Source organism: Brevundimonas sp. LF-1, assembly GCF_037055305.1.
Lineage (GTDB): Bacteria > Pseudomonadota > Alphaproteobacteria > Caulobacterales > Caulobacteraceae > Brevundimonas > Brevundimonas sanguinis.
The window spans coordinates 914,305-930,999 of record NZ_CP146349.1 but is presented as its reverse complement, the minus strand read 5'-3'; the positions used below and the strand labels follow the sequence as shown (position 1 = coordinate 930,999).

The 16,695-nt window shown below is 69.2% G+C and carries 16 protein-coding genes and 4 pseudogenes; 10 read left to right on the top strand and 10 right to left on the bottom strand.

Going from position 1 to position 16,695, the window contains the following annotated elements; all coding sequences use genetic code 11:
* Nucleotides 1-30: 30 nt before the first annotated feature.
* From miaB to V8F63_RS04925, 8 genes are all read right to left on the bottom strand, one after another.
* Nucleotides 31-1,335, bottom strand: a complete 1,305-nt coding sequence (gene miaB / locus V8F63_RS04960; protein ID WP_392355035.1) for a tRNA (N6-isopentenyl adenosine(37)-C2)-methylthiotransferase MiaB — start codon at nucleotides 1,333-1,335, stop codon at nucleotides 31-33.
* Nucleotides 1,336-1,430: 95 nt separating this feature from the next.
* The gene (locus tag V8F63_RS04955) at nucleotides 1,431-1,967 is read right to left on the bottom strand and encodes a Fur family transcriptional regulator (protein ID WP_392354673.1); all 537 of its coding nucleotides are present in this window, start codon (nucleotides 1,965-1,967) and stop codon (nucleotides 1,431-1,433) included.
* Nucleotides 1,968-2,003: 36 nt separating this feature from the next.
* Entirely contained in the window at nucleotides 2,004-2,438 is a 435-nt protein-coding gene (gene rimI, locus V8F63_RS04950) for a ribosomal protein S18-alanine N-acetyltransferase (RefSeq protein WP_392354672.1), read from the bottom strand.
* 106 nt (nucleotides 2,439-2,544) lie between these two features.
* Nucleotides 2,545-2,784, bottom strand: a complete 240-nt coding sequence (locus tag V8F63_RS04945) for a hypothetical protein (RefSeq protein WP_392354671.1) — start codon at nucleotides 2,782-2,784, stop codon at nucleotides 2,545-2,547.
* Nucleotides 2,781-3,131 carry a hypothetical protein gene (locus V8F63_RS04940; RefSeq protein WP_392354670.1) on the bottom strand — a complete coding sequence of 117 codons (351 nt, stop codon included), beginning with the start codon at nucleotides 3,129-3,131 and terminating at the stop codon, nucleotides 2,781-2,783. Before V8F63_RS04940 ends, V8F63_RS04945 begins: the two co-directional genes overlap by 4 nt.
* Nucleotides 3,132-3,189: 58 nt before the next feature.
* Complete coding sequence (locus V8F63_RS04935; protein ID WP_392354669.1) at nucleotides 3,190-3,558, bottom strand: helix-turn-helix transcriptional regulator; 369 nt, start codon at nucleotides 3,556-3,558, stop codon at nucleotides 3,190-3,192.
* Nucleotides 3,559-3,617: 59 nt separating this feature from the next.
* Nucleotides 3,618-4,229 (bottom strand): helix-turn-helix domain-containing protein, encoded by a 612-nt coding sequence (locus V8F63_RS04930; protein WP_025976459.1) that lies wholly within the window; start codon nucleotides 4,227-4,229, stop codon nucleotides 3,618-3,620.
* A 66-nt stretch (nucleotides 4,230-4,295) separates the two neighbouring features.
* Nucleotides 4,296-4,856 (bottom strand): NifU family protein, encoded by a 561-nt coding sequence (locus V8F63_RS04925; protein WP_392354668.1) that lies wholly within the window; start codon nucleotides 4,854-4,856, stop codon nucleotides 4,296-4,298.
* A gap of 227 nt (nucleotides 4,857-5,083) precedes the next feature.
* On the opposite strand from V8F63_RS04925, the gene V8F63_RS04920 reads away from it, so the two are divergent.
* The 4 genes and pseudogenes from V8F63_RS04920 (at nucleotide 5,084) to V8F63_RS04905 (ending at nucleotide 7,513) form a co-directional block, all read left to right on the top strand.
* The gene (locus tag V8F63_RS04920; protein WP_227157618.1) at nucleotides 5,084-5,551 is read left to right on the top strand and encodes a hypothetical protein; all 468 of its coding nucleotides are present in this window, start codon (nucleotides 5,084-5,086) and stop codon (nucleotides 5,549-5,551) included.
* 104 nt (nucleotides 5,552-5,655) lie between these two features.
* Nucleotides 5,656-6,198 carry a hypothetical protein gene (locus tag V8F63_RS04915; protein WP_312444920.1) on the top strand — a complete coding sequence of 181 codons (543 nt, stop codon included), beginning with the start codon at nucleotides 5,656-5,658 and terminating at the stop codon, nucleotides 6,196-6,198.
* A gap of 52 nt (nucleotides 6,199-6,250) precedes the next feature.
* Nucleotides 6,251-6,882, top strand: a pseudogene (locus V8F63_RS04910) (LysE family translocator).
* Nucleotides 6,883-6,959: 77 nt separating this feature from the next.
* Nucleotides 6,960-7,513 (top strand): annotated as a pseudogene (locus V8F63_RS04905) (hypothetical protein).
* A gap of 313 nt (nucleotides 7,514-7,826) precedes the next feature.
* Here V8F63_RS04905 and V8F63_RS04900 read toward each other — a convergent pair.
* Nucleotides 7,827-8,567: a DUF6065 family protein gene (locus V8F63_RS04900; RefSeq protein ID WP_392354667.1), complete on the bottom strand. Its 741-nt coding sequence runs from the start codon at nucleotides 8,565-8,567 to the stop codon at nucleotides 7,827-7,829.
* Between the two features lie 179 nt (nucleotides 8,568-8,746).
* Between V8F63_RS04900 and V8F63_RS04895 the strand changes: the two genes are divergently transcribed.
* The 4 genes and pseudogenes from V8F63_RS04895 (at nucleotide 8,747) to V8F63_RS04880 (ending at nucleotide 11,615) form a co-directional block, all read left to right on the top strand.
* Nucleotides 8,747-9,214, top strand: a complete 468-nt coding sequence (locus tag V8F63_RS04895) for a prolyl-tRNA synthetase associated domain-containing protein (protein WP_392355034.1) — start codon at nucleotides 8,747-8,749, stop codon at nucleotides 9,212-9,214.
* A 483-nt stretch (nucleotides 9,215-9,697) separates the two neighbouring features.
* Nucleotides 9,698-10,596: pseudogene (gene trxA, locus V8F63_RS04890) on the top strand (thioredoxin).
* Between the two features lie 10 nt (nucleotides 10,597-10,606).
* The gene (locus V8F63_RS04885) at nucleotides 10,607-11,266 is read left to right on the top strand and encodes an LON peptidase substrate-binding domain-containing protein (RefSeq protein ID WP_392354666.1); all 660 of its coding nucleotides are present in this window, start codon (nucleotides 10,607-10,609) and stop codon (nucleotides 11,264-11,266) included.
* Nucleotides 11,267-11,420: 154 nt separating this feature from the next.
* Complete coding sequence (locus V8F63_RS04880; protein ID WP_003166576.1) at nucleotides 11,421-11,615, top strand: Trm112 family protein; 195 nt, start codon at nucleotides 11,421-11,423, stop codon at nucleotides 11,613-11,615.
* Between the two features lie 183 nt (nucleotides 11,616-11,798).
* On the opposite strand, the gene V8F63_RS04875 is transcribed toward V8F63_RS04880, so the two are convergent.
* The gene (locus V8F63_RS04875; protein ID WP_392354665.1) at nucleotides 11,799-13,049 is read right to left on the bottom strand and encodes a UbiH/UbiF/VisC/COQ6 family ubiquinone biosynthesis hydroxylase; all 1,251 of its coding nucleotides are present in this window, start codon (nucleotides 13,047-13,049) and stop codon (nucleotides 11,799-11,801) included.
* A gap of 198 nt (nucleotides 13,050-13,247) precedes the next feature.
* Between V8F63_RS04875 and V8F63_RS04870 the strand changes: the two are divergent.
* Both V8F63_RS04870 and V8F63_RS04865 read left to right on the top strand, forming a co-directional pair.
* A pseudogene (locus tag V8F63_RS04870) lies at nucleotides 13,248-15,718 on the top strand (DNA translocase FtsK).
* A 297-nt stretch (nucleotides 15,719-16,015) separates the two neighbouring features.
* On the top strand, nucleotides 16,016-16,657 hold the full coding sequence (locus tag V8F63_RS04865; protein ID WP_392354664.1) for an outer membrane lipoprotein carrier protein LolA: 642 nt from the start codon (nucleotides 16,016-16,018) through the stop codon (nucleotides 16,655-16,657).
* Nucleotides 16,658-16,695 lie beyond the last annotated feature (38 nt).

Here is a 16,695-nt window from a genome sequence, read left to right as displayed (position 1 = left end):
GCTCGCGCCGCCTGGGTTGAGAAGAATCCGTCAGTTCGTCTGGGTCAGTCGGCCCGACAGGCTGTTCTGCTGGCCGCTGACGATCTCGACCGGAAAGATCCGGCCGATCAGTTGATCTGCGTCCTCGACGTGGACCGATTGCAGATAGGGCGAGCGGCCGATGGCCTGGGCGCCGTGGCGGCCCTTCTTCTCGAACAGCACCGGCAGGACGCGCCCGGCCAGCGACCGGTTGAAGGCGACCTGCTGTTCGGTCAGCAGGGCCTGCAGGGCGTGCAGCCGTTCCTTGGCCACGGCGTCCGGGACCTGCGCCGCCATGGTCGCGGCGGGGGTGCCGGGGCGCGGCGAGTACATGAAAGAGAAGGCGCTCGCGTAGTTCACCCGCCGCACCAAATCCATCGTGTCCTCGAAGTCGCGATCCGTCTCGCCGGGGAAGCCGACGATGAAGTCGCCCGAAAGCGCCATGTCCGGCCGCGCCTCGCGGATGCGGTCGATCAGGTCGAAATACTTCTCGCGCCCGTGCTTGCGGTTCATCAGCCGCAGGATGCGGTCCGAGCCCGCCTGCACCGGCAGGTGCAGATAGGGCATCAGGGCGTCCAGATCGCCATGCGCCGCGATCAGGTCGTCCGACATGTCGTTGGGGTGGCTGGTGGTATAGCGGATGCGCTCAATGCCGGGGATGTCCGCTAGGGCGTAGGCCAGCTTGGCCAGCGTAAAGGGTTTGCCGTCGGGCCCCTCGCCGTCATAGGCGTTGACGTTCTGGCCCAGCAGGGTGACTTCGCGCACGCCCCGGTCGGCCAGGGCGCGGGCCTCGTCCAGCACCGCCGCGACCGGCCGCGACCATTCGGCGCCGCGCGTATAGGGCACGACGCAGAAGGTGCAGAACTTGTCGCAGCCTTCCTGCACCGTCAGGAAGGCGGTGACGCCCTCGGTCCCGCGCGTCGCGGGCAGGGCGTCGAACTTCTCATTGGGTGCGAAGTCGGCGCCGATGCGCTCGCCGCGCGCCCGCGCCGTGCGGGTCAGCAGCTCCGGCAGCTGGTGATAGGCCTGCGGCCCGACCACCAGATCGACCGCCGGCTGGCGCTTCATAATCTCCTCGCCCTCGGCCTGGGCGACGCAGCCGGCCACGGCGATGGTCATGCCGCCCTGCCCCGCCGCGGCCTTCTCCTCCTTCATCTGCCGCAGCTTGCCGAGTTCGGAATAGACCTTTTCGGCCGCCTTCTCGCGGATGTGGCAAGTGTTCAGGATGACGAAGTCGGCGCCGTCCGGCGTGTCCGTCGGCGCATACCCCAGCGGCCGCAGCACGTCGGCCATGCGCTCGGAATCATAGACGTTCATCTGACAGCCGTAGGTCTTGATGAACAGGCGCTTGGGCGCGGCCCCGCCTTCCGGCGCGCCGCCGTCCTCCAGGACGGGCGTTAGGAGCGTATCGGTCATGCCCGGCTTATGATCGCCGAAACCGGCGACGGCAAGCGGCGACCCCGGTCAGGCTCAGGCGGGATCAGTCTTCGACCTCGTCGCGCGGGCGGCGCTTGTAGATCAGGCCCTCGCGCTCGACCGGCTCGGCGCCGGGGATGACGTGGCCGTAGAGCCAGCTTATGACCGACCAGCTCATAGCCCAGCTTGCGCGCGATCTCGGTCTTCAACCGTTCGATCTCGGCGTCGAAGAACTCGATGACCTCGCCCGTCTTGGTGTCGATCAGGTGGTCGTGGTGGTCGTCGCCGGCCTCTTCATAACGGCTGCGGCCGTCGCCGAAGTCGTGCTTCTCGACCACGCCCGCCTCTTCGAACAGGCGCACGGTGCGATAGACGGTGGCGATGGAGATGTGCGGGTCGATCGCCGAGGCGCGGCGATACAGTTCTTCCACATCGGGGTGGTCTTCGGCGTTCGACAGGACGCGGGCGATCACCCGACGTTGCTCGGTCATGCGCATGCCGCGCTCGGCGCAGAGTTTTTCGATCCGGTCCATGCGGCGAAGATAGGCCGGACCGTCGCCTTATGGAAGCTATCGAGGAAAGTTCAGGACCAGCGTCAGCGCGTCCTCGCGGCGACCGTCCGTATGCGAATAATAGCCGCGCCTGCGGCCCATCTCGACGAACCCGCAGCGGGCGTAAAGCGCGCGGGCGGCGGCGTTGCCTTCAGCCACCTCCAGGAACATCCGTTCGGCCCCCAGGGCGGCGGCGCGCACCACCGCCGCCTCGACCAGACGCCGGCCCAGGCCCGCCCGGCGCGACGACGGCCGCACCGCCAGGGTCAGGATTTCCGCCTCGTCGACCACGACGCGGATCAGGATGAAGCCGTCGTCCTGCGCCACGGCGAACACGCCCGGCGAGGCCAGAAGTTCGGCCAGAGCCGCCGCGTCCCACGGCGTCTCGAAGGCCTCGGCGTGGACGGCGGACAGCCGAACGGGATCGACCGGCGGGACGATCGCCTCGCTCATACAGCGGGCTGGCGCGGCTGGCCCGGCAGGCGGCTGGGCGGGGTGGCGTCGGGGGCGCGAAGATACAGGGGCGACGGCGGCGACCTCGCCGGGTCGGCGGCCATCGTCAGACGCGCCAGCGCCTCCGGGCTCGGCGCGGCCAGAGGCTCAAGCCGGGCGCCCACCAGGTCAGGGAAGGTCTCGGCCAGAAGCGTCGCCCCGCTGCCGACCAGCAGGACGCCCCCTGACCCGCCTCGGCCAAAATACGGTCGCGCGCCGTCTCCAGCGGCCAGGCCTCGGCCTCGCCCAGAGGCGCCCCGTCGCGGAACAGCCGCCCATAGACCTGACCCCGTCGGGCGTCGATCACCGCGGCGACCAGACCGGGCGCCGCAACCGAAGCGGCCAGGGCGTCCAGCGTGGAGATTCCACCACCGGCCGATCCAGCGCCGCGCCCAATCCGAGGGCGAAGGCCAATCCGACCCTCAACCCCGTGAAGGAGCCCGGCCCCACCGTCACCCCGATCCGATCCACGCCGTCGAAACCGCCGGCCTCGGCCGCCGCATCGCGCGCCAGCCCGCCCAGCCGTTCCTGATGGCCCTTGGTCATCAGCTCCCGGCGCAGACCCAGGGCGCGCACCGCGTCGCTCGCCGCCTCGTGCGCGAACACCCCGGCGACGCAGGCGCCCAGCGCCGTATCAATGACCATGACCTTCATGGTCCTGTCCCTAATGCGAAATCGGCGCGGATGCGACCGTTTCGGCCCCGCCGATCCATCAGGCTCCGGCCATAGCCTGGGCCACGCGGGTCAGGGCGCGGCGCGCCTCGGCGTCGAAGATGCGGACAAAGGCCTCGGCCAGGTGTCGCCCCTCGGCGCTGGCCATGACCGGATGCACCAGCGGCTCCGAACCCTCGGCGTCCGGGCGCGCGGGAAAGAAATCGGCGACCGAACACCCCATGGCGGCGGCGGCCTGATGCAGGCGGGACGCGGAGATCCGGTTGGCCCCGGCCTCATATTTCTGGACCTGCTGAAAACTGACGCCTAGCGCCCGTGCGAGCGCCGACTGAGACCACCCCAGGGCCGACCGCCGCGCTGCGATGCGCAGGCCAACGACCTGGTCGATGTGATGACTGCGACGCGGCATGACCCCTCCGTTTCAACCAGAGCGTTTCACGTCCGCCGATGAAATACAACTATTTCGTTTCATGCATCGTCCAGGCGGCTGATGACCGCTGACACGGACTGGACGTCTGATCGCGCGATGCGCTCGGACCGATCCAGGGCGCCGGCGCCCAAGACCACCATCTCCGCCTCGTCGGCGCGGTCATACAGCCGGACCTTGCGCAGGCCGTCCTGAAGCTGGATCACACAGCCTTGGCCTCGTCTCGGCCAACGTCCCAGAGCGTACTCCAGCACCGTGCCGGCCGACGCCCAGGGCGCCAGTTCGTCCGTCTCCAGCCGCAACCGTCGCACGTCCGAGGCGGCGCCCTCGAACGCCCGACCGCGCGCTGAAAGGCCGTGCGCCGGCGCATTGTCTGGATGGGACGTCTTCGGGCGGTCGGTCGAGACCGCCGCCCCGCCCGGCGCTTGCAGCATCAAGGCCTCGGGCGTCGCGCCCAGGGCTCCGGTCAGCCGGCGTTGAACATCGGGGCGGAACAGGCTGGACCGTTTGCCGGCTTCATAGAGGCCCCAGCCCTGGCCGGTCATGCCGATCCGCGCGCCGGCTTCGGCCTGACTCAGCCCGCAGTCGCGCCGCAGCGCCGCCAGCGCCTCGCCCAGAGCCCGCGCTTCGGATGTCTCGCCCGAACCTGCCATCGCGCCATCATGCCTCGCCGCCCCCTCGGGTGCGAGCGTTTCATGTGAAACAGAACGGCGAAGGCGTCAGATGACCTGTTCGACGCTGGTCACTTCGGGAACATAGTGACGCATCATCTGCTCGACCCCGGCCTTCAGCGTCGCCGAGGAGGACGGACAACCGGCGCAGGCCCCGCGCATCCGCAGGCGCAGCACCCCCGTGTCTTCGTCGAAGTGGTCGAACAGGATGTCGCCGCCGTCCTGGGCCACGGCCGGACGGATGCGGGTGTCCAGCAGTCCCTTGATCTCGGCCACGATCTCGCTGTCGGGCGTCCCATCATCCGGCGCCGCTTCCGCCCCCGCCCGCACCAGCGGCGCGCCCGAGACGAAGTGATCCATCACCACCGACAGGATCGGCGCCTTCATCGCTGTCCACTCCGGCCCGTCCGCCGCGCGCGTGACCGAGACATAGTCGGCGCCGAAGAAGACGCCCTCGACGCCTTCCAGCTCGAACAAAGCCTCGGCCAGGGGCGAGGCCGCCGCCTCGTCGATGGTGCGGTATTCCAGCGTCTGTTCGCCCGCGACCTCACGGCCGGGCAGGAACTTCAGGGCGTTCGGGTTGGGGGTGGCTTCGGTCTGGATGAACATGGCCCGCAGATGCGCCCTGTCGCGCACGGGTTCAAGAGGCCGGCCCGCCAGCCTTCACGCGCTTTCCTGCCTCTCGCGCGCTTTCCCGCCCAAAAGCGCTTTCATACAAGGTCACGCTTGCGCTTCGGCGACGGCGCCCTCACCGTGGCGGCCATCTCCGGTCGCTCCCGGCCGGCGAGTTCTTAGTCTTGACGGGCGCCGCGCCCGTCGCCTGCCGGAGCCCCCACATGTCCCGCCTGACCCTCGCCGCCGCTGCTGCGGCCCTGGCCGTCTGCGCCGCCCCCGCCGTCGTCTCCGCCCAGGAGGCCGCGCCCGCTGCGCCCGCCGCCCAGCCCGCCCCCTCGCCCGAGGAAGCCGCCTTCCAGGCCAAGGGCGAAGCCTTCAACGCCGAGGCCCAGCGCATGAAGGCCGAACTGGACGCCGTGATCGAGGACCCGGCTCTGGACGCGGCGACCAAGCAGACGCGCGCCGACGCCATCATCACGCGCTATGAGCCGACCTTCAACGCCTTCGCCGACGAACTGGCCGCCTTCTTCCGCACCTTCGCCGAGAAGCCCGAGAACGCCGAGAACAAGGCCCAGATCCTGGCCGCCGCCGAGGCCGCCCCGGCCCAGATCCGCGCCGTTCCGGCCCAGATCCGTCAGGCCGTGGCCCAGGCCGTGACCGCCCCGGCCGCCCCCGACGCCCAGGACTGATCAAACGGGAGAGAGGGCGCCCTCCCCGGCGCCTTACCGCGATTTCACTTGAGCGCGCGCGCCCTTCGGCGGACCCTGCCAGCGTCCGTCGAAGGAGCCTCGTCATGGTCCGCGCCCTCTCTCTTGTTCCCCTGTCTTTGGCCGCCGCCCTGGCGCTGCTGCCGGTGTCGACCGCCGTGGCCGAGACCCAGAAGACCTCCGCCGAACTGAGCCTTGAATCCGCCGCCGCCGTGTTCGAGCGGAAGATGGAGGAGTTCGGCGCCCGGGCGGAACGCATCCAGGCCGACGACAGCCTGAACGAAACCCAGAAGGGCCTGCGCATCGCCGCCCTTTGGTCGGACTATCAGCCGCACGTCGCCGACTTCACCGCCGAGGCGACGCGCCAGGCGAGCCAGATCGCCCAGGCCGCCCTGGCTGAAATCGACATCGAAGCCGTCGTGCGCGAGGCGACCGCCGGCATCGCCCCGATGGTCGAGGGCCTGTCGACCAACGGCGCCTGGGCCCAGGCCGACCCCGAGCACATGGTCACCTATGGTCTGATCGCCCAGTACGGCATGGATCAGGCCCTGGATGCGATGGACGAGGTCGAAGCCGCCCTGGCCGTCCCGCCCGCGCCGCCCGTCCCGCCGATTCCCTCTGAAACCTGAGCCGATGACCGCGACGGCTTGACGCAGCGCCCGGCGCGCTCGAAAGGGCCTCATGGCCGCGCTTCCCGTCGATCCGCATCTTTATCTGGCTTTTGTCGGCGTCATGGCCGTGATGGCGGTGACGCCCGGTCCCGCCAACATCTTCGCCGTCGCCACCGGCATGGAGAAGGGCAAGGCCGCCGCCCTGACCGCCGTCGTCGGCATGAACTGCGCCACCCTGGTCTGGTTCGGCGCCGCCGCCCTGGGCCTGGGCGCCCTGGTGATGGCCTTCCCCCAGGTCTTCCGCGTCATCGCCGTCCTGGGCGCCCTCTATGTCGCCTGGCTGGGCGTCAAGGCCCTGCGCGGCGCCTTCGCCACCGCCGCCGAGCCTTCGCACATCGAGGTCAAGCGCGGGCGCAGCGCCCTGATCGACGGCTTCATGGTTCAGATCGCCAACCCCAAGGCCATCCTCTTCTTCACCGCCGTCCTGCCCCCTTTTTGGACATCAACCGTCCGCTGGCGCCCCAGCTGGCCCTGTTCGCCGTCACCACCGTCGGCATGGATGCGCTGTCGATGAGCGGCTACGGCCTGGGCGGGGCGGCGCTGGCGCGACAGATGACCGCGCCGCGTTTCCGCAAGGGGTTCGGCATAGTCGTCGGATGTCTTCTGCTGTTGGCCGCCGTCCTGATCGTCTCACGTCTGTGAAGCGCGTTTCGGAACTTGGCCGTTCACCCGTCGTTCAGACCGAAGAGCGTTCAGTGAACGCTCAAGGAGAGTTTTCCATGATCAAGCTTCGCAAGACCCCGGTGCTGATCGCCCTGGCGGGCGCGCTCGCCCTCGGCGCGTGCGCCACGGCCACCCCTACCAGCCTGCCGGCGTGAACGGCCAGCGCGGCGGCTACGCCGAGCAGCGCCTGGAAGCCAACCGCTACGCCGTCAGCTTCTCGGGCAACTCCGTCACCTCGCGCGATCAGGTCGAGATGTCGCTGCTGCTGCGTTCGGCCGAACTGACGGTCGAGAACGGCTATGACTGGTTCGCCACCGTCACCCGCGCCACCGACCGCGACACGCGCTTCTACACGACGCCGGACCCCTTCTACTACGACCGCTACGGTCCCTTCTGGGGTCCGTCCTGGCGCTTCTACCAGCGCGGCTACTGGAGCACCTGGGACCCTTACTGGGGCCGGGACCGCGACATCCGCCAGGTCGACCGCTATGAGGCCACGGCCGAGATCGTCATGGGCCGCGGTCCCAAGCCGGCCGGCGACGTCAACGCCTTCGACGCCCGCGAGGTCATCAACAACCTCGGCCCGCGCGTGATCCGGCCGGTTTCTTAATTAGGCCGCTAACGCTCGCGACGGGGTCGCTCGCTGCTTGAGCGGCATGAAAGACCGCTATCGCTCACCGCACGGCGGCTCGCTGCTTGAGCGGCGAAGGGCGCGAAAAATGACAACGCCCGCTTCCGTCACCGGAGGCGGGCGTTGCTTTTCCTCCCCATGCAATGGGGAGGGGGACCGCGTAGCGGTGGAGGGGCTGACGGCCGCGCCGACAGACGAAGGCGCCGAGAGCTGCGGACCCCACCAGCCCCTCCGTCACGTCGCCTTCGGCTCCGCGCCACCCCCATTGGCATGGGGAGGAGAAGCCCCCGCCTCACCCCACGCGCGGGTTCTTTAGACGGCGCTTATTGGCGTGGGTGGCCGGCGCCTTGCCCAGGGCCTCGGGCACCTCGCCCTTGAAGTAGAAGCGCTGCCACGCCTCCTTGGCCGCGTCGGGATCGCCCGAAGCCAGGCGGGTGTTGAAGTCCGTCCGCGACCGGTTCCAGGCGTCGAACTGACCTTTCATGCCGGGATTGGATTCCAGCGAACGGATCACCGGCTCGAACGCCTCCACCTTGCGGTGCTCGACCGGCAGGATGAAGCAGAACGGCTCGCCCTTATCGAAGCGGATCCGGCCCGGCCGCGTGAAGATCCAGTTCATGGTGAAGGGGAACGGCAGCCAATCCGTCTCGATCAGGCCGCTCAGCGGCTGGATGCCGTCCTTGACGTGATTGGGCGACCCCTGCGCGATCAGGCCCCAGCCCGGCGGGGTGCGGAACAGATACTGCGGGTGCATGGTCAGCACCCCGCGCGAGAAGTGCGACGTGACGAAGTGGTCCAGCTCCGGCTGCGGCCGGTCGGGCGTGATGGTGATGTCGTTCTGCGACGGCCCGCCGTTCCACTCGGCGGTGAAGCCGAACGGACACAGGATCTCCCAGCCCGTGGTGTTGGCCATGGTCAGGGGCAGACAGCGATAGGGGTGCCGACTGGCGAAGGCATCCATCCAGTTGCGCGACTGGCGGCCCGGCGCCAGGTCGCACGGACGCCCATTCATCGGATAGCATTCCAGTTCCAAGACGCGGCTCCCCAAGCTTGACGAATGAAGTGACGACCCTGAGGGTCGCTCCTCTCCCCTATCGCCCTCGCCGCCCGCCCGACAAGACCGAGATGACCGCCAACACCGACGCCGCCGCGCAAACCCCGACTTCGTCCGCCCCCTACCCCGCCTACGATCGCGCCCGCCTGCTGACCTGGATGGCCGAGCACGGGATCGCCCAGACCACCCACGACCACCCCGCCGTCTTCCGCGTCGAGGAAGGGCTGGAGCTGAAGGCCGCCCTGCCCGGCGTCCACACCAAGAACCTGTTCCTCAAGGACAAGAAGGGCCGCCTGTGGCTGATCTCGGCGGCCCAGGACACGGTCATCGACCTCAAACGGGCTCACCGGGCGATGGGCTCGGACCGCCTGTCCTTCGGCAACGAGAGCCTGCTGTGGGAGACGCTGGGCGTGCGTCCCGGCTCGGTCACGGCCCTGGGCCTGATCAACGACCTGGAGCGCCGCGTCACCTTCGTGCTGGACCGGCGCCTGTGGGAGGCCGCTGTCGTCAACTTCCATCCCTTGATCAACACCGCGACCACCGCGCTCGATCAGGACAGCTTCCGCCAGGTGCTGGCCCTTCTGGACCGCGAGCCGATCATGGTGGACTTTGGCGCCCTGGATTGAGTGGAGGCGGGCGTCCGTTTTAAGGATTGGGGCCTATGCCCACTTTCGATCCGTTGCGGACCTTTAAAAGACGCCCGCTGGCTGCGCATGGACCGGCTATAGTTTCCTTCTCCCCTTGTGGGAGAAGGTGGGCGCCGTCAGGCGCTCGGATGAGGGTGTGAACGCCGCCGTAGCGCGTTTTCGTCACAAACCAGCCTGAGCGGGCGACGGAGCGCCGACACCCCTCATCCGTCTCGCTACGCGAGCCTCCTTCTCCCACAAGGGGAGAAGGATGCGGCAGGGCAATCAACCATCCCCCTCGGCGCCTGTGCTAGACTGTCTCTCCCGTTGAAGGAGATTTCAGACGATTCAGACGAATTGGACTCTGTTTTTTCCGATCCTCTCGCCTTCCCATGCGGCAAGGCGCGCTTGCGGCTTGATGCGCACGCATCCCGACGCCATCTGATCCGTTATCTTCCTTCGTCTTGCCTTGCGGACCCGACCATGACCTTCGCCGAACCGTCGCTGACCACCCCGCCCGACCTGATCAAGGACGGCACGGACGCCTCCTTCATGCAGGACGTGGTCGAGGCTTCGAAGCATCAGCCGGTCATCGTCGACTTCTGGGCCACCTGGTGCGGCCCGTGCCGCACGCTCGGCCCGGCGCTGGAGAAGGCCGTGCGCGCCGCCAAGGGGCGGTGAAGATGGTCAAGATCGATGTCGACGCCAACCCGGCCTATGCGGGCCAGCTGCGGGTGCAGTCGATCCCGACCGTCTACGCCTTCGTCAACGGCCAGCCGGTGGACGGCTTCCAGGGCGCCGTGCCCGACAGCCAGATCAAGGCCTTCATCGACAAGCTGACCGGCGGCGAAGGCGTCAACACCGACGTCGAACAGCTGCTGTCGCTGGGCGAGGAGTCGCTGACCCTCAATGATCTGGGCGGCGCCGCCCAGGCCTTCGCTCATGTGCTGACCATGGAGCCGGGCAACCAGAAGGCCATCGCCGGCATGGCCCGCGTCTACCTGGCCGAGGGCGACGCCGAGCAGGCCGCCCAGACCATCGCCATGGCGCCCGCCGATTCCGCCGATTCGGCGGTCCAGGCCGTGCGCGCCCAGCTGTCGCTCGCCTCGGCCGCGCCCACCGGCGCGACCGCCGAACTCGAAGCCCGGCTCGCCGCCGACAAGAACGACCACGAAGCCCGCTTCGACCTGGCCCAGGCCCTGGCCTCGGCGGGCGACCTGAAAGGGGCGGTCGACCACCTGCTGGCCATCGTTCAGGCCGACCGCGACTGGAACGAACAGGCCGCCCGCAAGCAGCTGCTGACCGTGTTCGAGGCCGCCGGCCCCAACAGCGAAGTCGCCCGCGACGGCCGACGACGCCTGTCCTCCATCCTGTTCTCCTAACGGCGCGATCATGGCTCAGGGCTACGTCAAGGCCAGCGAACTTCCCCAGGTGATCCCGGTCTTTCCGCTGCCGGGATCCATCCTTCTGGCGCGGGGCCAGCTGCCGCTGAACGTGTTCGAGCCGCGCTATCTGAACATGGTGGATGACGCCATGGCGGGGGACCGGGTGATCGGCCTGATCCAGCCGGTCGGCGCCGCGGGCGAGAACCCGCCCCTGACCCGCGTCGGCTGCGCCGGGCGGATCACCAGCTTCGCCGAGACCTCGGACGGGCGCTATCTGATCACCCTGACCGGGGTGTGCCGCTTCGCCGTGGCCACCGAGATGCAGGTGCGCACCCCCTATCGCCAAGTGCGCGCCGACTTCCAGCCCTATGAGGCCGACCTGCGCGCGCCCGATCCCGACGAGGCCTTCGACCGCGAGCCCTTCCTGTCGGCCCTGGCGCCCTATCTGTCCGGGCGCGGTCTGGACATCGACTGGGACACCGCGCGCGCCGCGCCGCAGGAGGCGCTGGTCAACAGCCTGGCGATGGGCCTGCCCTTCGAGGCGCCCGAAAAACAGGCCTTGCTGGAGGCCCTGACCCTGATCGACCGCGAAGCCGCCCTGACCGCCCTTCTCCGCATCGAAGCCATCGCCCCCGACGACGACGAACCCGGACCGGCGATGCAGTAGTCTCAGCAAGCTCGACGCGATAAACACACGGCCAACAGAATGGGGCGCCCGGCGCCCTCAAGCAGCAAGCGCCCGCGGCGCGAGCGATAGGGCCGGGCTCTAACTTCCTCAAGCAGTGAGCGCCCGCGGCGCGAACGATAGGAAACTAAAAATCATGAGCGACGCCTTCAACACCCCCGTCTCGGTCGATCCTCGCCTGCTGGAGGTGCTGGTGTGTCCGGTCACGCGCGGCCGCCTGACCTATGACCGCGAGCGCAACGAACTGGTCTCGGCCGGCGCCAAACTGGCCTTCCCCATCCGCGACGGCGTGCCGATCATGCTGGCCGAAGACGCCCGCCCGCTGGACTGAGCCCCATCTCTCCTCCCCATGCAATGGGGAGGGGGACCGCGAAGCGGTGGAGGGGCTAGGCCGGGCGGAACCCAAGCGGCCCCTCCGTCTCGGCCGCTATCGCGTCCGATCCACCTCCCCATTTCATGGGGAGGTGAAGCCCTCAAGCAGCGAGCGCCCGCGGCGCGAGCGATAGGGCCTCTCTTAAAGCGCTTCTCCTCGGAGAAGCCTCGGCAGATCCCCCGTCGCTCCGCCCGCCTCATGCATGAAGGCGCGGCGCAGGGGGGCGATGCGGTTGACCGCCGCCATGCCGAGATCGCGAGCCAGCCGCACCGGGGCGATGTCGTTGGAGAACAGGCGCACGAAGCCGTCGAACCCCGCCGCCAGCGCCGCCGTGTCGAACCGGCGCCAGCGGGCGTAGCGCTCCAACACCAGTTCCGAGCCGATGTCCTCGCCGATGCGCGCGGCCTCGGTCAGCACCTCGGACAGGGCGGCGACGTCCTTAAGGCCCATGTTCAGCCCCTGGCCCGCCACCGGGTGCACCCCGTGGGCCGCGTCGCCGATGATGGCCATGCGCGGCGCGGTCAGGCCCTCGGCCAGTTGCAGCGACAGCGGATAGACGAAGCGCGGCCCCTCGATCGTCAGCTCGCCCAGAAAATCGCCGAAGCGGCGCGTCAGATGGGCGTGGAAGGCCTCGTCCGAGGCCGAGCGCAGCGCCTCGCCCCGGCGGGTGCTCTCGGTCCAGACCAGATTGGCCCGGTTCTCCGTCAGCGGCAGGATGGCGAAGGGGCCGTCGGGCAGGAAATACTCATGGGCGACGTTGCCGTGCGGCTTGTCCATGCGCACGGTGCAGACGACGCCGCTCTGCTGATAGGTCCAGCCGAAAACGTCGATGCCCGCCGCGCGGCGCACGGTCGAGTTGCGCCCCTCGGCGCCGATCACAAGCGGCGCCGACAGGGTCGAGCCGTCCTTCAGCGTCACCGTGGCCCGGCCCGGCCCAACCGCTACATCGGCCACGGCGGCGGGGGCGCGGACCTCCAGCCCCTGAGCGTTCACCAGCTCGGCCAGAGCCGAACGCAGGCGGCGGTTCTCAACCATATAGCCCAGCGGCTCGCCGCCGTTGCGGTCGCCGATCTCGTCCGCATCGAAGCGGATATAAGACGCCGACGGTTTGCGGCTGGCGGCGCCGGGACGGCGGCCGTCCGTCACCAGGATGCGGTCCATGCGGCAGGCGTGCGGCTCCAGCGCCTCGCCCAGCCCCAGCGCCTTCAACATGCGGAAGTTGGCGTAGGAGATCGCCGTCGCCCGCCCATCGAAGGTCGGCGCCATCTGGGCGTCAAAGGGCTGAGGGTCCACCATGACGGGGCGCAGGCCGCCCTGCGCCGCCGCCAGCGCAAAGGTCGCCCCGACCAGCCCTGCGCCGGCGATGATGATGTCGTATTCGGTGTCAGCCATGTGGTCTGTGTCGCGCTGAAAGCCGCGTCCGTCCAGTGGGACATAGTGGCGAGTGGCGTGTGGCGAGCGCCGAACGAGCCATCCGGACGGTTGAGACATCGTTCTCGCCCCACGTCACTCGCCACTCTCTGGTAAATGGGCCTTTAACCTTATGGGAGGCACAAGGGGTCGGAGTCCCGTCTTCGGAGGTCCGCCTTCATGTCCGCCGCCCTTGCGCTCGGTCAACGCGTCTGGAGCACCGCCCGCATCGTCTGGGCGGCGCCTTTCGCCGTGCGGTTCAGGGGGTGCTGCAGGCCATGCTGGCCGCGCTGCTGCTGGTGGCCCTGATCTCGTGGAACCCGGCGGATCCCAGCTGGAACGCCGCATCAGCCCAGGCGCCGACCAACTGGCTAGGCGGCGCAGGCGCGACCTTCGCCGATCTGATCATGCAGTCTCTAGGGTTGGCGGCCTGGCCCGCCGTCCTGCTGCTGATCGCCTTCGGGCTGGCCGTGGCCATCGGCGACGCCCTGCAGCACCGCCTGCAGCCGACCCCGTTCAAGATCTTCTGCGCCATAGCTGGCGTTCTGCTGCTGTCGGCCGCCCTGTCGGCCCCGGCGGCGCCCGCCAGATGGCCGCTGGCGGCGGGCATGGGCGGGCTGTGGGGCGACGCCGTCACGGGCCTGGCCGCCAACGGTCTGGGCGCCCTGAAGGTCCCCGGCGCGCGCATTATTCTGGGCCTGCTGTTCCTGGCGCTGGCGCTGTGGAGTCTGGCCTACACCGTGGGCCTGCGCCTGCGCGACTTCACCGACACCGCCGGCTGGGCCGCTCAGAAGGGGGCCAAGGCCCGCGCCGCCCGTCCTGCGAAGGCCGCCAAACCGGGCAAGACCCCGCGCGCCGTCGCCGAAGCCGCCGCCCCGACCCGCAAGCCGCGCCACCGTCTGCCCGAGGCGGACGAGATGGAGGCCAACGGCTCGGCGCCCGTCTCTACCGCTCCGGTCGCCGCCGCCTATGACGAGGCCGACGCCGATCAGCCTGACGCCTATACCCCGCCGTGGGAGGACGCGGCGCCCGCCCCCATCACCCCGCCCTCTGCCCGCCCCAGCCGCCCGGCCGAGCCCAAGGTGGCGGCGGTCAAGGCGCCCAAGCCCGTGCGCAGCGACGCCGATCAGCAGGCCTTCGACTTCGCCAATGAGGGCGGCTTCGAACTGCCGCCGCTGGGCATTCTGGCCAAGCCCGGCCCGCGCGGCGGCGCCGTCGACGAGGAGTCGCTGAAGGCCAACGCCAAGATGCTGGAGGGCGTGCTTCAGGAATTCGGCGTGCGCGGCCAGATCGACCAGATCCGCCCCGGCCCGGTCGTCACCCTGTATGAGCTGGTGCCAGCGCCCGGCGTGAAGCACGGCCGCGTCGTGGCGCTGGCCGACGACATCGCCCGCTCCATGTCGGCCCGCGCCTGCCGCATCAGCGTGGTTCAGGGCCGCAACGCCATCGGCATCGAACTGCCCAACGCCAAGCGCGAGACTGTCTTCCTGCGCGACCTGCTGGCGTCAGGCGAATACGACAAGAAGAGCCATCTGCTGCCGCTGGCGCTGGGCGAAACCATCGGCGGCGAGCCCTATGTCGCCGATCTGGCGCGCATGCCCCACCTGCTGATCGCGGGCACCACCGGCTCGGGCAAGTCGGTCGGGGTCAACGCCATGATCCTGTCGATCCTGTATCGCCACTCGCCCGCCGAGTGCCGCTTCATCATGATCGACCCCAAGATGCTGGAGCTGTCGGTCTATGACGGCATCCCGCACCTGCTGGCGCCGGTTGTGACCGATCCCAAGAAGGCGGTCGTGGCCCTGAAGTGGACCGTGCGCGAGATGGAGGACCGGTATCGCCGGATGTCCAAGCTCGGCGTCCGCAACGTCGCCAGCTACAACGAGCGCGCCCGCGAGGCCCAGGACAAGGGCGAGCATTTCGAGCGCACCGTCCAGACCGGCTTCGACGAACAGGGCCGCCCCGTCTACGAGAGCGAGAAGATCCGCCCCGAGCCCATGCCCTATCTGGTCGTGGTCATGGACGAGATGGCCGACCTGATGCTGGTCGCGGGCAAGGATGTGGAAGGCGCCGTCCAGCGTCTGGCCCAGATGGCGCGCGCTGCGGGCATCCACCTGATCATGGCGACGCAGCGCCCGTCGGTGGACGTCATCACCGGCACCATCAAGGCCAACTTCCCGACCCGGATTTCTTTCCAGGTCACCTCCAAGATCGACAGCCGCACCATCCTGGGCGAACAGGGCGGCGAGCAGCTGCTGGGTCAGGGCGACATGCTCTACATGGCGGGCGGCGGACGCATCACCCGTCTGCACGGCCCCTTCGTCGGCGATCAGGAAGTTGAAGAAGTCTGTAAACACCTGCGCGCCCAGGCCGAGCCCGAATACCTCGACCTGATCACCGACGAACCGGACGGCGACGGCGACGGCGCCATGGGCGAAGACGGCGGCGGCACCGGGGACGACCTGTATGACCGCGCCGTGGCCGTGGTCACGCGCGACCGCAAGGCCTCAACTTCTTACGTCCAGCGCCGCCTTCAGATCGGCTACAACCGCGCCGCCACCCTGATCGAACGCATGGAGCAGGAAGGCGTCGTCAGCCCGGCGAATCATGCGGGCAAGCGCGAGGTGCTGGCCGGACCGCCTCCAATGTAGCCTCGGCTACGTCAAGGGCGGCAGCTGCGCTGCCGGGCGCTATCGCTCGCGACGCGGTCGCTCGCTGCTTCAGCGCCCCGTCGCGCACGCAAGCCGGGAACTCCGCGCTCCACTCGACGCTTAAACGCCTCACGTCCTCAAGCAGCGAGCGACCGCGTCGCGAGCGCTAGGACACTAAACAATGAACGCCGCTTCATCCCAGCGCCGGAATATGGTCAGGCTGGCGTCATCAGCCTGCCGGATGAAGTCCTCATCCTCATCGGGTCGAAAACCGTTCAGAACGGGAGAAGAAAAGACATGAGCATTTCCCGCCGCGCCTTCGGCCTCGGCTCCGCCGCCCTGGTCGCGCTCGCCACCGCCCCCGCCGCCGTCCTGGCTCAGGCCGGGCTGTCGGCCGACGATCAGGCCGTGCTGCGTCAGGCCCAGACCTATCTGACCGCCATGACGACGGCTCAGGGGACCTTCGTCGAGACCGGGCCGAACAATCAGCGGCGCACCGGCCGCTACTATCTGCAGCGCCCCGGCAAGATGCGATTTGAATACACCGAGCCTGCGGGCCTGCTGGTCGTCGCCGACGGCAATAACGTCAGCCGCTGGGACCCGCGCCTGAACGTCTTCCGCCAGGCGCCGCTGGGCCAGACGCCGCTATCGACCTTCCTGGCGCGCGAGGTCCGGCTGGATCAGGGCGTCAAGATCGACCGCGTGACGCGCATGGACTCCGGCGCCTTCGCCATCACCGCCCGCGACGCGCGCCGCCCCAACGAAGGGTCGGTCATCCTCGCCTTCGCCGGGTCGCCCGTGCGCCTGCAGGAGTGGACCATCACCGACGCGCAAGGCTCGCGCACGCGCGTGCAGCTGACGACTCTGCAGCCCGCGCCCGGCCTGGCCTCCAGCCTTTTCCAGCTGCGCGACCCCACCCGGCGAAACCGGCGCAACTGATCCGACGGCTAGAGGGAAGCAGGGCGAATTTGTGACAG

Bases quoted from the DNA above. Each gene is read 5' to 3' on its own strand.
- V8F63_RS04895 (WP_392355034.1), top strand. From the start codon at position 8,747: ATGGCCGAGCACGGGATCGCCCAGACCACCCACGACCACCCCGCCGTC.
- V8F63_RS04940 (WP_392354670.1), bottom strand. From the start codon at position 3,131: ATGAAGGTCATGGTCATTGATACGGCGCTGGGCGCCTGCGTCGCCGGG.
- V8F63_RS04875 (WP_392354665.1), bottom strand. From the start codon at position 13,049: ATGGCTGACACCGAATACGACATCATCATCGCCGGCGCAGGGCTGGTC.
- V8F63_RS04885 (WP_392354666.1), top strand. From the start codon at position 10,607: ATGGCTCAGGGCTACGTCAAGGCCAGCGAACTTCCCCAGGTGATCCCG.
- V8F63_RS04880 (WP_003166576.1), top strand. From the start codon at position 11,421: ATGAGCGACGCCTTCAACACCCCCGTCTCGGTCGATCCTCGCCTGCTG.
- V8F63_RS04955 (WP_392354673.1), bottom strand. From the start codon at position 1,967: ATGGACCGGATCGAAAAACTCTGCGCCGAGCGCGGCATGCGCATGACC.
- V8F63_RS04935 (WP_392354669.1), bottom strand. From the start codon at position 3,558: ATGCCGCGTCGCAGTCATCACATCGACCAGGTCGTTGGCCTGCGCATC.
- rimI (WP_392354672.1), bottom strand. From the start codon at position 2,438: ATGAGCGAGGCGATCGTCCCGCCGGTCGATCCCGTTCGGCTGTCCGCC.
- V8F63_RS04865 (WP_392354664.1), top strand. From the start codon at position 16,016: ATGAGCATTTCCCGCCGCGCCTTCGGCCTCGGCTCCGCCGCCCTGGTC.
- miaB (WP_392355035.1), bottom strand. From the start codon at position 1,335: ATGAACGTCTATGATTCCGAGCGCATGGCCGACGTGCTGCGGCCGCTG.
- V8F63_RS04925 (WP_392354668.1), bottom strand. From the start codon at position 4,856: ATGTTCATCCAGACCGAAGCCACCCCCAACCCGAACGCCCTGAAGTTC.
- V8F63_RS04920 (WP_227157618.1), top strand. From the start codon at position 5,084: ATGTCCCGCCTGACCCTCGCCGCCGCTGCTGCGGCCCTGGCCGTCTGC.
- V8F63_RS04915 (WP_312444920.1), top strand. From the start codon at position 5,656: ATGGTCCGCGCCCTCTCTCTTGTTCCCCTGTCTTTGGCCGCCGCCCTG.
- V8F63_RS04930 (WP_025976459.1), bottom strand. From the start codon at position 4,229: ATGGCAGGTTCGGGCGAGACATCCGAAGCGCGGGCTCTGGGCGAGGCG.